Raw genomic sequence first — 17,268 nt, forward strand, 5'->3', positions numbered from 1 at the left:
TCACCGTTCCCTGACCAGTGCCGCGTAGGCGCCGCCGCGCGCCACCAGGTCCTCGTGCCGTCCCCGCTCCACGACCGTGCCGTGCTGCAGGACGACGATCTCGTCGCTGTCGCGCACGGTGCTCAGCCGGTGCGCGATCACCACGCAGGCGCAGCCGCGCCGGCGCAGGTTGTCCATCACGACCAGTTCGGTCTCCGCGTCGAGCGCGCTGGTCACCTCGTCGAGCACCAGGATGCTCGGGCGGCGCACCAGGGCCCGGGCGATCTCCAGGCGCTGGCGCTGCCCGCCGGAGAAGTTGCGGCCGTCCTGCTCGACCCTGCTGTGGATGCCGCCGGGGCGCCGCGTGATCACGTCGTACAGGGCGGCGTCGCGCAGCGCGTCCTCCACCGCGTCGTCCGGGATCGACGGGTCCCACAGCGCCACGTTGTCGCGGACCGTGCCCTCGAAGAGGAACACGTCCTGGTCGACGAAGGAGACGGAGGCGGCCAGCGCCCCGCGCGGGATGTCCTCGATGCGCTGCCCGTCGATGCGGATCACGCCCTCCCACGGCGCGTACAGGCCGGAGATCAGCCGTGACACCGTGGACTTGCCGGAGCCCGAGCCGCCGACCAGCGCCACCTGCTGCCCGGGCCCGACGGTCAGGTCGAAACCGGTGAGCAGCGGCTTGTCGAGCGGGCTGTAGCCGAAGGTGATGTTCTCCAGCTCCACATGGCCCTGCAGGCGCCGCGTCGACTCGCCGGCACCGGGACGGCCGTAGAGCGGGTCCGCCTCGAAGTTCTCCACGTCCTTCAGCCGGGCCACGTCGGCGGCGAAGTCCTGGATGCGGCCCGCGACGCCGTTCAGCCGGGTCAGCGGGGCGGTGAACCGGGTGACCAGGGCCTGGAAGGCCACCAGCAGGCCGACCGAGATGTGCCCCTCGACCGCCCGCATGCCGCCGATCCACAGGATCAGCGCGCTGTTGAGGGTGGCGAGCGTGGGCGCGACCACGCCCAGCCAGGCGCTCGGCACCCCGAGCCGCTGCTGCTCCTCCAGGGTGGTGGCGTGCTGCCCGGCCCACTTGCGGAAGTAGCCGTCCTCGCCGCCGGTCGCCTTCATCGTCTCGATGAGCTGCAGACCGGTGTAGGCGGTGTTGGTGAGCCGGGCCGTGTCGGCGCGCAGCTTCGCCGTGCGGGTGGCGCGCAGCCGTACGACGACGCGCATGGCCACGATGTTCAGCAGGGCCACACCGATGCCGACGAACGTCAGTTGCGGGTCGTAGGTGTACAGCAGCACCGCGTAGAGCACGACCACGATCGCGTCGACGCCCGCCGCCGCGAGGTCGCGCGAGAGGGTCTCGGCGACCGCGTCGTTGGACTGGAGCCGCTGGACGAGGTCGGCCGGGCTGCGCTGGGAGAAGAACGTCACCGGCAGCCGCAGCAGGTGGCGCAGGAACCGGGCGCTGGACAGGGTCGAGGAGATGATCCGGCCGTGCAGCAGATTGGCCTGCTGCAGCCAGGTCAGCACGATCGTGAGCAGCACGCACGCCGCCATCGACGTGAACAGCACGCCCAGCAGCGAGGTCCGGCCGCCGATCAGGAACTCGTCGATGTAGGTGCGGCTGAGCGCGGGCACCGCCGCCCCGACGGCCACCAGCAGCAGGCTCGCCAGGACGGCGGCCGGCAGGGTGCCCGCGGTGCCGCGCAGCCGGGCGGGCATCGCGCCCAGGACGCCGGGCTTGCGGCCGCCCCGGGTGAAGTCCTCGCCGGGCTCCATGACCAGCACGACACCGGTGAAGCTGCCGTCGAAGTCCTCCATGGGCACGAAACGGCGGCCCTTGCCGGGGTCGTTGATGTAGACGCCCCGGCGGCCGAAGCGGCGGCCCATGCCGTCGTAGACGACGTAGTGGTTGAACTCCCAGAACAGGATGGCCGGCGACTTCACCTCGGCGAGGGCCGCCAGGTCCATCTGCATGCCCTTGGCGGTCAGGCCGTAACTGCGGGCCGCCTTCAGCAGGTTGCTGGCGCGCGAGCCGTCGCGGGAGACGCCGCAGGCGATGCGCAGCTCCTCCAGCGGGACGTGCCGGCCGTAGTGGCCGAGCACCATCGCCAGGGAGGCGGCGCCGCACTCCACGGCCTCCATCTGCAGGACGGTGGGGGTGCGGACGGTCTTCGCCGCGGCCTTGGGCACCTTGCGCTTCGGCGGGGCGGCGCGGCGTCTGCCCCGGGTTGCCTGGCCGGTCGCGCTCATGGCAGCAGCCAGTCGACGGGACGCTGGTCGGCCAGCTCGATGGAGCCGGAGGCCTGCGTCATGGAGGTCAGCTCGAACGGCGGTCCGTCGGCGGAGGACCAGGCGTAACCGCTCCTGGTGTCGGGGGACTTGTCCAGCCGGACCGTCACGGCCACCGGCCTGCCGTTCCTCGTGAACTGCTCCCCGAGCTGGCTGTCCCCGAGGAACGCGGCGATCTGCTGCGGCGACTGGGCCGAGCGGCCGACGGACTTCACATGGCCGCGCAGTACGCCGTACTCCTGCGTCGGCACCGACTGCACGGTCAGGTCGACGGGCGCGCCGTCGGGGATGGAGGCGGCGTTCTGGGCGGGCACGTAGACCGTGGCGTACAGCGGGTCGCCGGCGCGGGCGACCTTCTCGACGGCGGCGACGTCGGCGCCGGTGCGGATGATCTGCCCGACGGTCGCGGCGAGCGCGGAGACCCGGCCGGCGTCGAGCGTGCGCACGACGCTGTCGCCCGTGGGCGTGCGGACCTTGAGCAGGGGGGAGTTCGCCGGGAGCTGCTCGCCCTGCCGGGCGAGGACGGCGGTGACCTGGCCCGCGACGGGGCTCTGCAGGACGTAACTGCCCCGGCCGTGCGTGAGGACGGCGGGCGCGCTGACGGTGGACGCCACCGAGCCGGTGACCGCCCACACCGAGGCGGCCGCCATGGCGACGACCGTCATGGAGAGCACGAGCCAGCCCTGCGGGCGCGCGAAACGCACCGGAAGGTCGAGCTCCTCCGGCGACTGGAGCTTGGCGAGGGCCTGTTGGCGGAACTGCAAGGAACTTCCCTCACCCGTAGAAGAGGTTCTTACGGACGTGGCGGAGACGGCCGGGGCGCGGCCTCGCGGTCCGCGCGGACCCGGTCACGGCACCCGAAGATCCCGGAACCGCGGGCTGCGGCTCCGGGAGTCGACGGCGTGGGGCCGGATCAGAGACCGGCGACCAGGTTGGTGACCGGGGCCGTGTTCAGGCCGGTGACACCCTCGACGGTGCCGACGGCGGTGTTCACCAGGCCGGAAACCGGAGCGATGCCGTCCACCGTCTCGGTGACGGTGCTCACGGCGTTCACGGACAGGCCGCCGGAGACGGCGTCGAGCTCGGCGTCGGCGATCTCAACGGTCTCGACCTGGGGGGTGGAGTTCATGATGGAACTTCCCTTCATTGGATATCTCACAAGGGGGGAGCGGCCCCCTCTGGGGACAGATGACGGCCGCGACCACGAGCGCCGGACATCCGTTTCCGAATGCCCTCAGCGGCCCCCGCGGTGCGATGGATCAAAGCACGCCGCGGGCGCGGGCTGCCAATCAACCACCCCTCCCACCAGGCAACTTGCGGCGCATAAGCGTTTGTCCGTGCAGAATCGCGCACGCCTTGGTGGCGACTTCTTCACATGCGTCACGGCATCGGCTCATTCCGGCTCTTGTATCGCCGGACATCGAATCCGGCACTCCGGCCACAAAGGCGTGACCGACGCGAAGGGCAGGGGAAAGCCCCGCCTTTCGGTGACCGGGTTGAGCATCCGCTGTGCAGATTCGCTGAAGGTGGGATTCAACTCGTCGAGCACGACGGACCGTTCCCGGACGGATACGGACCGTGTCGGATCGCCGGACCCGTGGCGCCTGCCCTCTGACGGGCCGTCACCCGGTCGTGGGACGGGAGCCGGCCGATTCCGCAGTGCGAAGGGGCGACGTGCAAACGGAATTGAACGCCCCGAGCGGCCCGTGCGTACCAACAGCCATCCAGGCGCCCCCCAAGACGCTGCCTGACGGCGGCACCGCTCCGTCCCCCAGGAGGAGAGAAGTTTGAGTCACAAGCGAATTCCGAAGCGCAAGGCCGCGATAGCGGCGGGCAGCGTGGTGGCGCTCGGCGCGGCCGCGATCCTGCTGCCCAACGCCAACGCGTCGCAGGACGGTTCGTCCGACGGGGCGGCCGCCGCGCCGAAGACCCTGAAGGCCGGCGACGCCTCGGATCTCGCCTCGCAGCTCGCCGGTCTCCTCGGTGACGCGTTCGGCGGCTCCTACTACGACGGTGACAGCCAGCAGCTCGTCGTCAACGTCGTACCGGGCGACAACAACAATGTGATCGTGCAGGCCAAGGCGGCCGGCGCCAAGGTCCGCGAGGTCGACAACAGCTGGTCGGAGCTTCAGCAGGGCGCGTCGACGCTGAAGTCCGAGGCGACCATCGCGGGCACCTCGTGGTCGATCGACCCGCGCACCAACAAGCTGCTGGTGACGGCCGACAGCACGGTGACCGGCGCCAAGTGGGACAAGCTGGAGTCCACCGTGCGCGGCCTCGGCTCCGGCATGGCGACCATCAAGAAGTCCGCGGGCACCTTCAAGCCGTTCGTCTCCGGCGGTGACGCCATCTTCGCGGGCGGCTCGCGCTGCTCCCTCGGTTTCAACGTCACCGCGGGGGACGGCACCCCGGCGTTCCTGACGGCCGGTCACTGCACCCTCGGCGGCAACGAGTGGTCCGACACGCAGGGCGGCCAGCCGATCGCCACGGTCGACCAGTCGACCTTCCCCGGCAACGGCGACTTCGCACTCGTGAAGTACGACGACCCGGCGACCGAGGCGCCCAGCGAGGTCGACCTCGGCAACCAGACCGTGCAGATCACCGAGGCCGCGGAGGCGACCGTCGGCCAGGAGGTCTTCCGGATGGGCAGCACCACCGGGCTCGCCGACGGCCAGGTGCTCGGCCTGGACGCCACGGTGAACTACCCGGAGGGCACGGTCACCGGGCTCATCCAGACCGATGTGTGCGCCGAGCCCGGCGACAGCGGCGGCTCGCTGTTCACCCAGGACGGCCTCGCGATCGGCCTCACCTCCGGCGGAAGCGGTGACTGCACGGTCGGCGGCGAGACGTTCTTCCAGCCGGTCACCACGGCACTGGAGGCGGTCGGCGCGACCCTCGGCGGCGGCGCCGCGGGCGGGGGAGCGGGCGCGGGCGAGGAAGCCGGTGCGGGTGAAGAGGCCGGTGCGGGTGAGCAGGCCGGTGCCGGTGCGGGTGAGCAGGCCGGTGCCGGTGCCGGTGAGCAGGCCGGTGCGGGTGAGCAGGCCGGTGCCGGTGCCGGTGAGGAAGCCGGAGCCGGTGAGCATGCCGGTGCCGGCCAGGACACCGGGGAGCAGACCGGGCAGCAGACCGGGCAGGGCGTCGGGAACGACTCGGGTCCGACCGAGTCGCGCTGACCCCATCACGCCGGACGGCCGGTCCGGTCCCGCCCCCTCCCGGCGGGACCGGACCGGCCGTCCGGCGTCCACGGTTCCGGGCGCCGTGCGGGCACGGTCCGGGCACGGTCCGGCCCGGGCCATGCCATGGGGCCCCGGGCGGTTGCCGCCCTAGTCGAGCGCTCTGATCAGCAACAGGGCGATGTCGTCGAGCCGTTCCTCGCCGTCGGGGTGGGGGCGGTCGTGACGGACGAGGCTGTCGGCCAGTTCGTCCAGCGGCTGGTCCCCGGCGTCGGCCAGGCGGTGGCCCAGGTCCGCCAGGGCCTCCTCGAAGTCCGTGCCGGGGGACTCCACCAGCCCGTCGGTGTAGAGGACCAGCAGGGAGCCGGGCGGGAGGGCGACCTCCGTCGTCGGGTACACCGCCCGGGCGTCGATGCCCAGCAGCGGGCCCCCGGCCAGGTCGAGGACGCGCACCCGCCCGTCCGGCCGCCTCAGCAGCGGCGGGGGATGGCCCGCCCTGGACATCACGGCCCGGCCGTGCGCCGGGTCCAGCCGCAGGTACAGGCAGCTGGCGAACAGTTCGGAGCCCAGCTCCAGCAGCAGCCGGTTGGTGCTGCGCATGACCTCCTCGGGCGCCTGACCGACGGCCGTGTACGCCCGGACCGCCGTCCGCACCTGCCCCATCAGCCCGGCCGCCGTGACGTTGTGGCCCTGGACGTCCCCGATCACCGCCGCGGCCATGCCCTGTGTGCGCACCAGGTCGTAGAAGTCGCCGCCGATGTCCATGCCCTGCGTGGCCGGCACATAGCGGCCCGTCGCCTCGATGCCGGGCAGCGACGGCAGCGAGTGCGGCAGCAGCGCCTCCTGCAGGCCGTGCGCGAGCCGGTGCTTGGCGTCGTAGAGGAGCGCCCGCTCCAGCGCCTGGGCGATCAGCCCGGCCAGGCTGGTCATGATCGCCCGTTCCTCGGTCGGGAAGGGATGCGGCTCGGCGTAGGAGAGCACGCACGTCCCCACCGGGCGTCCCTGGGCGATCAGCGGCAGATAGGCCCAGGCCGCGAAGCCGTCGGGCGTGGCGAGCCGCGCCGGGTAGAGGCGCTCCAGCTGCTCCTGCGACTCGAAGAACGCCGGCACGCCCGTCCGCAGCACCTGCGTGCCCGGTGTCGGCTCGGTCAGCGGCAGGCCGTCGAACCGCTCGACCACGTACGCGTCCGGATAGCCGCGGTGCCCGAGCACCCGCAGCCGGTTCGCCCGCGAACCCAGCACGACCAGGGCCTGGCTGCCCACGGCCGGTGCGATCTCGTCGGCGACCAGCTGCACCACGTCCTGCACCCCGACCGCCTCGGTGAGCGCCCCGGCCAGGTTCAGCACCTGCGAGATGGTGACCAGCCGGGACGGTGTCCCGTCGGGCGGCGGCACGGTCCGGTTCATCTCCGACACGGCCCGGGACCGGGTGATGCGCACGCTCAGGCCCGTCGTGCTCGGGTACAGCCGGAACGACAGCCACTCGCCGGGCGGGCGCAGCGCCACGAACGAGGTGATGTGCTGGCTGAGCAGCGCCGCCCGGTACCGGTCCTCGTAGACCGGGTCGTTCAGCCACGGCACCGACGCCCACAGCTGGGTGCCCAGCAGCCGGCTGACCGGGACGTTCAGCAGGTCCGCCGCCGCCGCGTTGACGAAGCCGATCCGCCCGTGCAGATCCAGCGACACCAGTCCGTACGGCAGCCGGCTCACCATCCGGGCCGCCTCGACCGTGCCGAGCGTCCCGGCCACGCCGCCCACCAGGGGCGCGGCGACCAGATCGGGTTCGGGGTGCGGCGGGACGCTGTGCTCGGCGGCCCGCTCCAGCCGGACCGCCAGCCGGGCGCAGGCCGCCGTGAGGTGCTCGCGCTCGTGGTCGGACAGCTCCGTGGGATGCGTGCCCGGCCAGGTCACGAAGACCGCGCCGTACACCGTGGAGTCGGTGGCGACCGGCACCGCGGCGAGGGCGAACGGATACGGCAGTACCACGGCGATGCGGGGGTACTGGCGGGCCATCTCCTCCTCGCCGCCGACCCACACCAGCCGCCGTTCGCGCGCCGCGTCGGCCACCGGGATCGGCGCGCTCAGCCCCACCCGCTCCCAGGGCGCGGCGAACGCCCGGGGCAGTCCGGCCATCACCGCCATCTCCAGCACGGGCTGGTCCGGCGCGAGCAGGTACACCGCGCCGGAGTGGGCGTGCACCTCGTCCATCATCGAGGCCAGCGCCAGGGACAGCAGCGGACGGCCGACCGGCGTCCTGGCGGCTGCCGGCGCCTGCGCGGACGACTGCCCGTCGGACACGCCGACCACCTCCTCGCACGGCCGCGCGACCGGGCCCAGGAACAAATCTCCCCCCTGGCGGCCCGTCGCGCACGACGAACGGACGGCGACGGCGCGGACGACCGTCGGCCGGAGCGGGACGACCGGTCCGGCAGCGGGCGCCGGGTGCGCCCCGGCCGTACCCCCTGGGGCGAGCGCGGCCGGGCGCAGGGGCGCCCGGTGTGCGCCGGCTCGTGGTCGAGGCCTTTCGAGCGCACGGGTGAGCGGGGGGCGCACGGAACGCTCACAGGGGCTGCGCGGGTGTCTCATAAGCGCTGTAATGGCCAACGTGGTCAGTCCGGGCGCCCGAGAACGCGGAACGCGAACGCCGCGTGCCGAAGGTGCCCTCGAAGCGATCGCGGCCGATCAGGAGTCACCCGACCGGGTGCGCCGCGTCCTCGAACAGGCACTCGTCTTCGCCGGTGCGGCGTTCGCCGCCGTCTACGCGCCCAGCGAGGACGGGGAACTGCTGTGCCTGGTCGAGTCGGCCGGGGTGCCCAGAACGCTCTACGGGCTGCGCGACAGCTACCCGCGCGCCGGCCGTTCCCCCGTCGCCGAGGCCCACCGCGACGGCCGGACCGTCCGGCTGGGACCGGCGGAACTCGCCGCGCACGCGCAGTCCCGGCGCACGCCCTCCCCGGACTTCCACCTGACGGTCCTGCCCGTGCACGGCGACGGCGGCGGCTGCCTGCTCGCCGTCAGCGAGCACCCCGACGGCTTCGGCCCCGACGACCGCGAGTGCCTGGAGCTCGTCGCCGAGGCCGTCGCCTACACCGCTCCCGCCGCGCCCGCCGAGGGCGCGGAACTGCCACCGGGCGCGTTCAGCCTCGCCATGGACACCGGCCGGGTCAGGGCCGGCGACGACCTGCTGGATCTGTTCGGCCTCGACCCCGCCGAGTTCGACGGCCGCGTCGAGACCCTGCTCGGCCTCGCCGTGCCGGAGGACCTGCCGTCCCTGATGTCGGTGGTGGAGGCCGACCACATGTCCATCGGCGACCGGGAGCTGGAGTTCCGCGTGCTCCAGCCCGCCGGGCCGCCGAAGTGGCTCCGGCTGCGCGGCCGCCTGGTGCCCGGCGGCGAGGGCCGCCCCGCCCGGCTCGTGGGCACCGTCGCCGACGCCTCCACCCTGCGCTCCGACGTCACCGACGTGGCCCGTGTGCAGCGCCTGGCCGCCGCGCTGGCCACCGCCGTCACCGTCCGCGACGTGGGCAAGGCCGTGGTCGCGGCGCTGCGCCGGCCGCTCAGGGCCGACCGGATCGCGCTCGCCGAGCTGGAGAGCGACCGGCTCGTCGTCACCGTCCTGGACCCGCCCGAACCCGAGGCGTGGCCCGAGCTGTGGCGGACCGAGTGGCGCGGCGAGTGGCCGGACGCGCCCGTGCGGGCCATGCCCACCCTCGCCGCCGCGCTGCGCGAGGGCCGGGCCCGCATCTGGCCCGCCGGCAGCCCGCTGGAGCGGGCTCTCGGGGAGGTGGGGCCCGGCGGCCTCGCCGTCCTGCCGCTGCCGGCGGGGAACCGCATGGCCGGAGCCTGCCTGATCGGCTGGGACGCCCCGCACGACTTCGCCGCCGACGAGCGGGCCCTGCTCACCGCGTGCGCCGGTCTCGCCGGACAGGCCCTCGTGCGGGCCCGGGCCTTCGACGCCGAACACGAACTCGTCGGCATGCTCCAGCGCCAGCTGCTGCCGCGCCGCCTGCCCCGGCTGCCGGGCGCGATGGCCGTCGCCCGCTATCTGCCCAGCACGGCGGGGCTGGAACTGGGCGGCGACTGGTACGACGTCATCCCGCTGCCCGACCACCACGTGGGGCTCGTCATCGGCGACGTCCAGGGCCACAGCGCCGGCGCCGCCACGCTCATGGGCCAGATGCGCACCGCCCTGCGCGCCTACGCCGTCGAGGGGCACCCGCCGGACGTGGTGGTCGCGCACGCCAATCGGCTGCTCATGGACATGGACAGCGAACTCTTCGCCACCTGCTGCTACGTCGACGTCGACCTGGAGGAAGGGTCCGCCTGGTGCGTGCGGGCCGGGCATCTGCCGCCGGTGCTGCGCTACCCGGACGGCCGGACCGAGGTCGCGGAGGCCGAGGGCGGCCCGCCTCTCGGGGTGATCGGCCGCGCCGACTTCCCCATGAGCCCGCTGCGGCTGCCGCCCGGCACGCTGATCGCCCTGGCCACGGACGGCCTCGTCGAGACGCCCGACGCCGACATCGACCAGGGCATGGACCGCCTCGCCGGGCGGCTGGCCGAGGCCGCCCCCGTCGACCTCGGACTCGTCGCCGACGCCCTGCTCGGCGAGGCCCGGCGCAGCGACGACGTCGCCCTGCTCCTGCTGCGCTACGACGGCATGGACCTGCGCCCGCTGCGGGAGAGCTGGACGGTGTGGCGGGTCCCGCAGGCGGTCGGGCAGGCCCGCCGCTTCGTCCGGCGCACGCTGCGCTCCTGGGGCGTCACCGAGGAGCACGACGCCGTCCTCGTCGTGGTCTCCGAGCTGGTCACCAACGCCCTGGTGCACACCGACGGCCGCGTCCGCATGGACCTGACCCTCATCAACGACCGGCTGCGGATCGCCGTCGCCGACGCATCGCCGCGCACCCCGGTCCGCCCCACCAGCATCGGCTGGGAGGCCACCGGCGGCCGCGGCATCCTCCTCGTCGAGGCCCTCTCGACGACCTGGGGCACGCTCCCGGTCAGCGGCGGCAAGCAGGTATGGGCGGAACTCCTCCTGACCCCCTGAGCACCCGACCCGCGGCTCTCCGGGTCGGCCGCCAGCCGTGTGCCGGGCTGGGAGGCTCCCCTGGTTCGGTCGCCGACCCGGCCGTCGCGCCCGGCGGTTTCCGGGTCGGGTCGCCGGGTCTTCCCCGTGCCCGGCGGGTCAGCTCAGCCGCTTCAGGAGTTCCTGTGCCAGCGGTGCCGACGAGGCCGGGTTCTGGCCCGTGACCAGGGTGCGGTCGGTGACCACGTGCGGGGCCCACGGCTCACCGGCCCGCACGATCACGCCCGCCTCGGTGAGGCGGTCCTGGAGCAGCCACTTCGCGCGGTCGGCGAGGCCGCCCTGCTTCTCCTCGGCGTTGGTGAACGCGGCGACCTCGTACCCGGCGAAGACGTTCCCGCCGTCGGCCCCCACCGCCGCCAGCAGCGCGGCCGGCCCGTGGCAGACCACGCCGAGCGGGAGGCCCGACTCCAGGGCCCGGGCCAGCAGCCGGCCCGAGTCGGCGTTCACCGCGAGGTCCTCCATCGGGCCGTGGCCGCCCGGGTAGAACACCGCCGCGTAGTCGTCCGGCCGGACGTCCTCCAGGCGGAGGGGACTGCGCAGCTCGGTGAAGGACTCCAGCGCCTTCGCGATCCGCTCGGCGTTCTCCCGGCCGCCGTTCACCTCGGGCGCCAGGGAGGCCTGGTCGACGGTGGGCACGACACCACCGGGCGTGGCCACGACGACCTCGTGCCCTGCGGCCCGGAACGCCTCGTAGGGGGCGACGGCCTCCTCGGCCCAGAAGCCGGTGGGGTGCTCGGTGCCGTCGGCCAGCGTCCAGCTGTCGGCGCCGGTGACGACGAACAGAATCTTCGACATGGTGGTGCATCTCCGTGAGGACGGCCGCGGTGGGACAGTGCGGCGAGGACTGGGACACCGACGACCGTAGGCGCCCGGACCGCCGGTTTTCCAATGGCGTAACCGATGGCTGCCATAGGAATCCGCATGGCTCGGGCCGGTAGGCTCGCTTCGTGTGAGACCCCCTGACCCCCTCGGCGCGGCCGGGACGCCCGCCCAGCCCGACCTCAACCTGCTGCGCACCTTCCTGGCCGTCTACCGGTCCGGCTCCTTCACGGCCGCCGCGCAGATCCTGGGGCTGTCCCAGCCGACGGTCACCACGCAGATCCGCTCGCTGGAGCGCCAGACCCGCAGGGAGCTGTTCGAACGGTTGCCGCGCGGCGTCGCCCCGACGGCCGTCGCCGACGAACTCGCGGCGCGCATCGCGGGCCCCCTCGACGCGCTCGCCGAGGCCACCGGTCACGGCCCCCGCGAGGAGACGCGCGCCGAGCCGGTCCACCTCGCCGGGCCCGCCGAGCTGCTGTCCACCCGCGCCCTGCCCGCCCTGGCCCCGCTCGTCACCGAGGGCGTACGGCTGCGCGTCACCATGGGGCTGACCGAGCCCCTGCTCGACGAACTGCGGGCCGGGCGCCACGACCTGGTGATCGCCACGACCCGGCCCCGCGGCCGCACCCTGTCCGCCGTGCCGCTCACGGACGAGGAGTTCGTGCTGGTCGCCGCCCCCGGCCGGGCCGCCGGGATCAGCGAGCGCCTGGCCGCCGAGGGACCCGCCGCCCTGCACGGCGTGCCGCTGATCACGTACGCCGAGGATTTGCCCATCGTGCGCCGCTACTGGCGGCACGTCTTCGGACGGCGTCTGAACTGCCGGGCGGCCGTCTCGGTGCCGGACCTCAGGGCCGTCCTGGCGCTGGTCACGGCCGGCGCCGGCTACAGCGTCCTGCCCCGCTACCTGTGCGCCGGCGAACTGGCCTGCGGAGCCCTCGTCCCCCTCTGCGCCCCCGAGGACCCGCCGATCAACACCGGCTACCTCGTCCAGCGGCCCGGCACCCCGGGCAACCCGCACGTCACCCTCGTCCGCGACCGCCTGCTGGAGGCCGGACGCACCTGGTGACCCCGCGCACCCGCCCGGCGCGTCGGCCCGTCGCACGTTCCGGTGAACCACCCGACCGGCACGGGCGGTTGGGGGCACGGCCCACCGTCGCCCGCGCCCGGGTTTGTCCGCTTCCCCCCGGGGGACTCGAACACCCGCGGATGCAGAAGGAAGATGATGAGTCGTGACGACCACGGACACCCCTGACAAGACCGCCGTCCGGCGGCCCGAGACCGGCTGGTCCACGGCGCGCCGCCTGCGCGGCACGGCCGCGCCGCGCACCTGCCTGCCGGCCGTGGAGGACCGGACCGCCCCGGCGGGCGCGCACTGCGGCCCGGAGTGGAACATCGTCCGGGGTGAGGACTGACCGCTCCGCCGGCAGCCGTTCGGTGACGTGCCGGAGAACCGCGCGCGTCGGCAACCGAAAGAAGTGATGTTCACATCCGCCGGATGGCGACTAAGGTGAGCTGAATGAAGGCTCTCGTGCTGTCCGGTGGTGCAGGAACACGGCTGAGGCCGATCACTCACACATCGGCCAAGCAACTGGTGCCCGTGGCCAACAAGGCCGTGCTGTTCTACGGGTTGGAGTCGATCGCCGACGCCGGCATCACCGACGTGGGCATGATCGTCGGGGACACGGCCGCGGAGATCGAGGAAGCGGTGGGGGACGGGTCGAAGTTCGGCCTGAACGTCACCTACATCCCCCAGGAACGGCCCCTCGGACTGGCCCACGCGGTACTGATCGCGCGGGACTTCCTCGGCGACGACGACTTCGTCATGTACCTCGGCGACAACTTCATCGTCGGCGGCATCACGGGCCTCGTCGAGGAGTTCCGCACGCACCGGCCCGACGCGCAGATCCTCCTCACGCGCGTGGCCGACCCGCGCGCCTTCGGCGTCGCCGAACTCGACCCCTCCGGCCAGGTGATCGGCCTGGAGGAGAAGCCCGAGAACCCCAAGAGCGACCTCGCCCTGGTCGGCGTCTACATGTTCACGCCCCTCATCCACGAGGCGGTCCGCGCCATCGAACCGTCCTGGCGCGGCGAACTGGAGATCACCCACGCCATCCAGCACCTCATCGACGCCCGCGCCGACGTGCGCTCCACGGTCATCAAGGGTTACTGGAAGGACACCGGCAACGTCGGCGACATGCTCGAGGTGAACCGCACGGTCCTCGAAGGCATGGAGCGCCGCATCGACGGCGAGGTCGACGAGGCCTCGGAGACCATCGGGCGGGTCGTCGTGGAGGAGGGCGCGCGGATCGTCGGCTCCCGCATCGTCGGCCCCGCCGTCATAGGCTCGGGCACGTTCGTCAGCAATTCCTACGTGGGGCCCTTCACCTCCGTCGCGGAGAACTGCCGGATCACCGACAGTGAACTGGAGTTCTCCATCGTGCTGCGGGACTCCTCGATCCACGGCGTCGGCCGGATCGAGGCCTCGCTGATCGGCCGGCACGTCGAGGTGACCCCGGCCCCCAGCGTCCCCAGCGCCCACCGATTCGTCCTCGGAGACCACAGCAAGGTGCAGATCACTTCATGAGCAAGGTGCGGATCACGTCATGAACCTCCTCGTCACCGGCGCCGCCGGCTTCATCGGCTCCCGCTACGTGCGCGCACTGCTCGCCTCGGACGCGCCCGACGCGCCGCGCATCACCGTGCTGGACAAACTCACCTACGCCGGCACCCTCGACAACCTCGAACTGACCCACCCGAGGCTGGAGTTCGTCCAGGGCGACATCTGCGACGCCGAACTCGTCGACAAGCTCGTGGCCGACGCCGACCAGGTCGTGCACTTCGCCGCCGAGTCGCACGTGGACCGCTCGATCACCGGTGCCGCCGACTTCGTGCGCACCAACGTGCTCGGCACCCAGACCCTGCTCGACGCCGCCCTGCGCCACGGCACCGGCCCGTTCGTGCACGTCTCCACCGACGAGGTCTACGGCTCCATCGAGACCGGCTCCTGGCCGGAGACCCACCCGCTGCAGCCGAACTCCCCGTACTCGGCCTCCAAGGCCTCCTCCGACCTGCTCGCCCTGGCCTACCACCGCACCCACGGCCTGGACGTGCGCGTCACCCGGTGCTCCAACAACTACGGCCCGCACCAGTTCCCGGAGAAGGTCATCCCGCTGTTCGTGACCAACCTCCTCGACGGGCTGACGGTGCCGCTGTACGGCGAGGGCCGCAACGTCCGCGACTGGCTGCACGTCGACGACCACTGCCAGGGCGTCGACCTGGTCCGCACCAAGGGCCGGCCCGGTGAGGTCTACAACATCGGCGGCGGCACCGAACTCACCAACAAGGAACTCACCGGTCTGCTCCTCGAGGCCTGCGGCGCGGGCTGGGACCGGGTCGAGTACGTCGAGGACCGCAAGGGCCACGACCTGCGCTACTCCGTCGACTGGTCCAAGGCCCGCGACGAACTCGGCTACCGCCCCCGCCACGACTTCACCACCGGCCTCGCCGAGACCGTCGCCTGGTACCGCGACAACCGCGCCTGGTGGGAGCCCCTGAAGCGGCGCGTCGCCCAGGAGCGGGCATGAAGTGGCTGGTCACCGGCGCGGGCGGCATGCTCGGGCGTGACGTCACCGAGGAGCTCACCCGGCGCGGTGAGACGGTCGTGGCCCTCGACCGCGCCGCCCTGGACATCACGAGCCCCGACGCCGTCGGCACGGCCGTCCGGGAGCACGCCCCCGACCTCGTCGTGAACTGCGCCGCCTACACGGCCGTCGACGACGCCGAGACCGACGAGGCCCGCGCCCTGCGGATCAACGGCGAGGGCCCGCGCCTGCTCGCCCGGGCCTGTGCCGCACACGACGCCCGGCTCGTGCATGTCTCCACGGACTACGTCTTCTCCGGCGAGTCCCGCACCACCCCCTACCCGGAGGACCACCCGGCGGGCCCGCGCACCGCCTACGGCCGCACCAAGCTGGCGGGGGAGCGGGCCGTGCTGGAGGAACTGCCCGGGGCGGGCGCGGTCGTGCGCACGGCGTGGCTGTACGGCGCGCACGGCGGCAACTTCGTACGCACCATGATCGATCTGGAGGCGCGCCGCGACACCCTCGACGTCGTCGACGACCAGCGCGGCCAGCCCACCTGGAGCGCGGACGTCGCCGAGCGGATCGCCGACCTCGGCCCCCGGATCGGCCCGGACGCGCACGGCGTCTTCCACGCCACGAACTCCGGCGAGGCCAGCTGGTTCGAGCTGGCCCGCGAGGTGTTCACCCTCATCGGCGCCGACCCCGACCGGGTGCGCCCCACCAGCAGCGCGGCCTTCCCGCGGCCCGCGCCCCGCCCGGCCTACAGCGCCCTCGCACACCGCCGGTGGCAGGAGATCGGCCTGCCCCTGCCGCGCGCGTGGCGCTCCGCCCTGCATGAAGCACTGCCCCGCATCCGCAAGGAAGGTCTTCCTCGTGAAACGCCATGAGTTCCTCCGGGAACTGCACAAGGTCAGCGCCAACCGCAACTACCTGGAGATCGGCGTCAACGACGGGCGCAGCCTGACACTGTCCCGCGTCCCCAGCATCGCGATCGACCCGGCCTTCAAGGTGGTCTCGGAGCTGAAGTGCGACGTCCACCTGGTGAAGGCCACCAGCGACGACTTCTTCGCCCGCGACAACCCGCTGCAGCACCTCAAGGGCGGCCGGCACCCGCTGCGCAACCTGCGCCGCGGCCGCAGCCCGATCGGCTACTGGCGCCGCACCACGCTGGACCTCTCCTTCATCGACGGCATGCACCTGTTCGAGTTCGCGCTGCGCGACTTCATGAACGTCGAGAAGTACTCGGACTGGGGCAGTGTGATCGTCCTCGACGACATGCTGCCGCGCAGCATCGACGAGGCGGCCCGCGACCGGCACACCAACGCCTGGACCGGTGACGTCTTCAAGATCACCGAGGTGCTGGCCCGCTACCGGCCCGACCTGGTCACCATCCAGGTGGACACCGCCCCCACCGGCCAGCTGGTCGTCTTCGGCGCCGACCCGAAGAACCGGGTCCTGCACGACAAGTACGACGAGATCATGGCCGAGTACAAGGTCGCGGACCCGCAGAAGGTGCCCGAGGCGATTCTGGAGCGGGCCGGCGCCGTACGCCCCGAGGCGCTCCTCGAAGCCGGTTTCTGGCGCCCGCTGGTGCAGGCCCGCAACCGCGGCCTGCCGCGTTCCGTGGGCTGGGAGCCGCTCCGCAAGGCCCTGGAGCAGGTCGGCGTCAGCCGCTGAGAGACCGAAGCCGGCCGCTCTCGGGGCGGCCGGCTTCGTCCGTGGCGGCGCGGGGTCAGCCGGATCGCCGTCCGCCGCGCAGCTCCTCGTAGTACGCGAGGCACGCCTCGTACGACGGCAGCAGCCCCTGCTGTTCCGCCTCGGCCAGCGTCGGAGCCTGCTCGTCCTTGGGGGACAGCACCGGCGTGATGCCCTCGGGCCACTCGATGCCGAGCGCCGGGTCGAGCGGGTGGATGCCGTGCTCCCGCTCCGGGGCGTACCCCGCCGAGCACAGGTACACCACCGTGGCGTCGTCGGTCAGCGCCATGAAGGCATGGCCCAGGCCCTCGGCGAGGAAGACCGCCGCCCGGGTGTCGTCGTCCAGCCGTACGGCCTCCCACTGCCGGTAGGTGGGGGAGCCCACGCGGATGTCGATCACCACGTCCAGGACGGCGCCGCGCACACACGTGACGTACTTGGCCTGGCTGGGCGGCACATCGGCGAAGTGCACGCCCCGCAGCACGCCCCGCCGGGAGACCGAGCAGTTGGCCTGGGCGAGGAACAGGTCACGGCCCGTCGCCTCGCGGAACTCCTCGCTCCGGAACCACTCGTGGAAGTTGCCCCGGTCGTCCGGGAAGACCTTGGGCTCCAGAACCCAGGCGCCTGCTATGCCCAGTGGTCGCATGCC

Annotated in this window: 14 protein-coding genes; 8 read left to right on the forward strand and 6 right to left on the reverse strand. The window is 73.0% G+C overall.

The window, feature by feature from the left end:
- The 3 genes from ACIGAN_RS15610 to ACIGAN_RS15620 form a co-directional block, all read right to left on the reverse strand.
- Positions 1 to 2,226: an NHLP family bacteriocin export ABC transporter peptidase/permease/ATPase subunit gene (locus tag ACIGAN_RS15610; RefSeq protein WP_399857851.1), complete on the reverse strand. Its 2,226-nt coding sequence runs from the start codon at positions 2,224 to 2,226 to the stop codon at positions 1 to 3.
- Positions 2,223 to 3,029 (reverse strand): HlyD family efflux transporter periplasmic adaptor subunit, encoded by an 807-nt coding sequence (locus ACIGAN_RS15615; protein WP_399857853.1) that lies wholly within the window; start codon positions 3,027 to 3,029, stop codon positions 2,223 to 2,225. The genes ACIGAN_RS15610 and ACIGAN_RS15615 overlap by 4 nt, the downstream gene beginning before the upstream one ends.
- A 149-nt stretch (positions 3,030 to 3,178) precedes the next feature.
- Entirely contained in the window at positions 3,179 to 3,394 is a 216-nt protein-coding gene (locus ACIGAN_RS15620; protein WP_351351050.1) for a type A2 lantipeptide, read from the reverse strand.
- Between the two features lie 658 nt (positions 3,395 to 4,052).
- Here ACIGAN_RS15620 and ACIGAN_RS15625 point away from each other — a divergent pair.
- Complete coding sequence (locus ACIGAN_RS15625) at positions 4,053 to 5,438, forward strand: S1 family peptidase (protein ID WP_399857856.1); 1,386 nt, start codon at positions 4,053 to 4,055, stop codon at positions 5,436 to 5,438.
- A gap of 150 nt (positions 5,439 to 5,588) precedes the next feature.
- Here the strand turns inward: ACIGAN_RS15625 and ACIGAN_RS15630 are convergent, their stop codons facing one another.
- Positions 5,589 to 7,736, reverse strand: coding sequence for a PP2C family protein-serine/threonine phosphatase (locus tag ACIGAN_RS15630; protein WP_365743247.1), 2,148 nt, complete (start codon positions 7,734 to 7,736; stop codon positions 5,589 to 5,591).
- Positions 7,737 to 8,034: 298 nt separating this feature from the next.
- Between ACIGAN_RS15630 and ACIGAN_RS15635 the strand changes: the two genes are divergently transcribed.
- Positions 8,035 to 10,485: a SpoIIE family protein phosphatase gene (locus tag ACIGAN_RS15635; RefSeq protein WP_365743249.1), complete on the forward strand. Its 2,451-nt coding sequence runs from the start codon at positions 8,035 to 8,037 to the stop codon at positions 10,483 to 10,485.
- A gap of 138 nt (positions 10,486 to 10,623) precedes the next feature.
- Here the strand turns inward: ACIGAN_RS15635 and ACIGAN_RS15640 are convergent, their stop codons facing one another.
- Positions 10,624 to 11,319, reverse strand: a complete 696-nt coding sequence (locus ACIGAN_RS15640; protein ID WP_399857860.1) for a type 1 glutamine amidotransferase domain-containing protein — start codon at positions 11,317 to 11,319, stop codon at positions 10,624 to 10,626.
- Between the two features lie 154 nt (positions 11,320 to 11,473).
- Between ACIGAN_RS15640 and ACIGAN_RS15645 the strand changes: the two genes are divergently transcribed.
- The 6 genes from ACIGAN_RS15645 (at position 11,474) to ACIGAN_RS15670 (ending at position 16,601) form a co-directional block, all read left to right on the forward strand.
- A complete protein-coding gene (locus tag ACIGAN_RS15645; protein WP_399857862.1) occupies positions 11,474 to 12,409 on the forward strand; it encodes a LysR family transcriptional regulator in 936 nt (311 codons plus the stop codon).
- Between the two features lie 163 nt (positions 12,410 to 12,572).
- On the forward strand, positions 12,573 to 12,755 hold the full coding sequence (locus ACIGAN_RS15650; RefSeq protein WP_365743255.1) for a hypothetical protein: 183 nt from the start codon (positions 12,573 to 12,575) through the stop codon (positions 12,753 to 12,755).
- A gap of 104 nt (positions 12,756 to 12,859) precedes the next feature.
- Positions 12,860 to 13,927 (forward strand): glucose-1-phosphate thymidylyltransferase, encoded by a 1,068-nt coding sequence (locus ACIGAN_RS15655; protein WP_365743257.1) that lies wholly within the window; start codon positions 12,860 to 12,862, stop codon positions 13,925 to 13,927.
- 19 nt (positions 13,928 to 13,946) lie between these two features.
- Entirely contained in the window at positions 13,947 to 14,927 is a 981-nt protein-coding gene (gene rfbB / locus ACIGAN_RS15660; RefSeq protein ID WP_399857866.1) for a dTDP-glucose 4,6-dehydratase, read from the forward strand.
- A complete protein-coding gene (gene rfbD, locus ACIGAN_RS15665) occupies positions 14,924 to 15,811 on the forward strand; it encodes a dTDP-4-dehydrorhamnose reductase (protein ID WP_399857869.1) in 888 nt (295 codons plus the stop codon). The genes rfbB and rfbD overlap by 4 nt, the downstream gene beginning before the upstream one ends.
- Positions 15,798 to 16,601 (forward strand): class I SAM-dependent methyltransferase, encoded by an 804-nt coding sequence (locus tag ACIGAN_RS15670; protein ID WP_309097329.1) that lies wholly within the window; start codon positions 15,798 to 15,800, stop codon positions 16,599 to 16,601. Before rfbD ends, ACIGAN_RS15670 begins: the two co-directional genes overlap by 14 nt.
- Before the next feature lie 55 nt (positions 16,602 to 16,656).
- On the opposite strand, the gene rfbC is transcribed toward ACIGAN_RS15670, so the two are convergent.
- The gene (rfbC, locus tag ACIGAN_RS15675) at positions 16,657 to 17,265 is read right to left on the reverse strand and encodes a dTDP-4-dehydrorhamnose 3,5-epimerase (RefSeq protein WP_399857872.1); all 609 of its coding nucleotides are present in this window, start codon (positions 17,263 to 17,265) and stop codon (positions 16,657 to 16,659) included.
- Between the last annotated feature and the right edge of the window lie 3 nt (positions 17,266 to 17,268).

Origin of the sequence: Streptomyces sp. NPDC085931 (assembly GCF_044540565.1) — a bacterium.
In the GTDB taxonomy this organism is placed as follows: domain Bacteria; phylum Actinomycetota; class Actinomycetes; order Streptomycetales; family Streptomycetaceae; genus Streptomyces.

Bases quoted from the DNA above. Each gene is read 5' to 3' on its own strand.
- ACIGAN_RS15610 (WP_399857851.1), bottom strand. From the start codon at position 2,226: ATGAGCGCGACCGGCCAGGCAACCCGGGGCAGACGCCGCGCCGCCCCG.
- ACIGAN_RS15620 (WP_351351050.1), bottom strand. From the start codon at position 3,394: ATGAACTCCACCCCCCAGGTCGAGACCGTTGAGATCGCCGACGCCGAG.
- ACIGAN_RS15635 (WP_365743249.1), top strand. From the start codon at position 8,035: ATGGCCAACGTGGTCAGTCCGGGCGCCCGAGAACGCGGAACGCGAACG.
- ACIGAN_RS15640 (WP_399857860.1), bottom strand. From the start codon at position 11,319: ATGTCGAAGATTCTGTTCGTCGTCACCGGCGCCGACAGCTGGACGCTG.
- ACIGAN_RS15655 (WP_365743257.1), top strand. From the start codon at position 12,860: ATGAAGGCTCTCGTGCTGTCCGGTGGTGCAGGAACACGGCTGAGGCCG.
- rfbB (WP_399857866.1), top strand. From the start codon at position 13,947: ATGAACCTCCTCGTCACCGGCGCCGCCGGCTTCATCGGCTCCCGCTAC.
- rfbD (WP_399857869.1), top strand. From the start codon at position 14,924: ATGAAGTGGCTGGTCACCGGCGCGGGCGGCATGCTCGGGCGTGACGTC.
- rfbC (WP_399857872.1), bottom strand. From the start codon at position 17,265: ATGCGACCACTGGGCATAGCAGGCGCCTGGGTTCTGGAGCCCAAGGTC.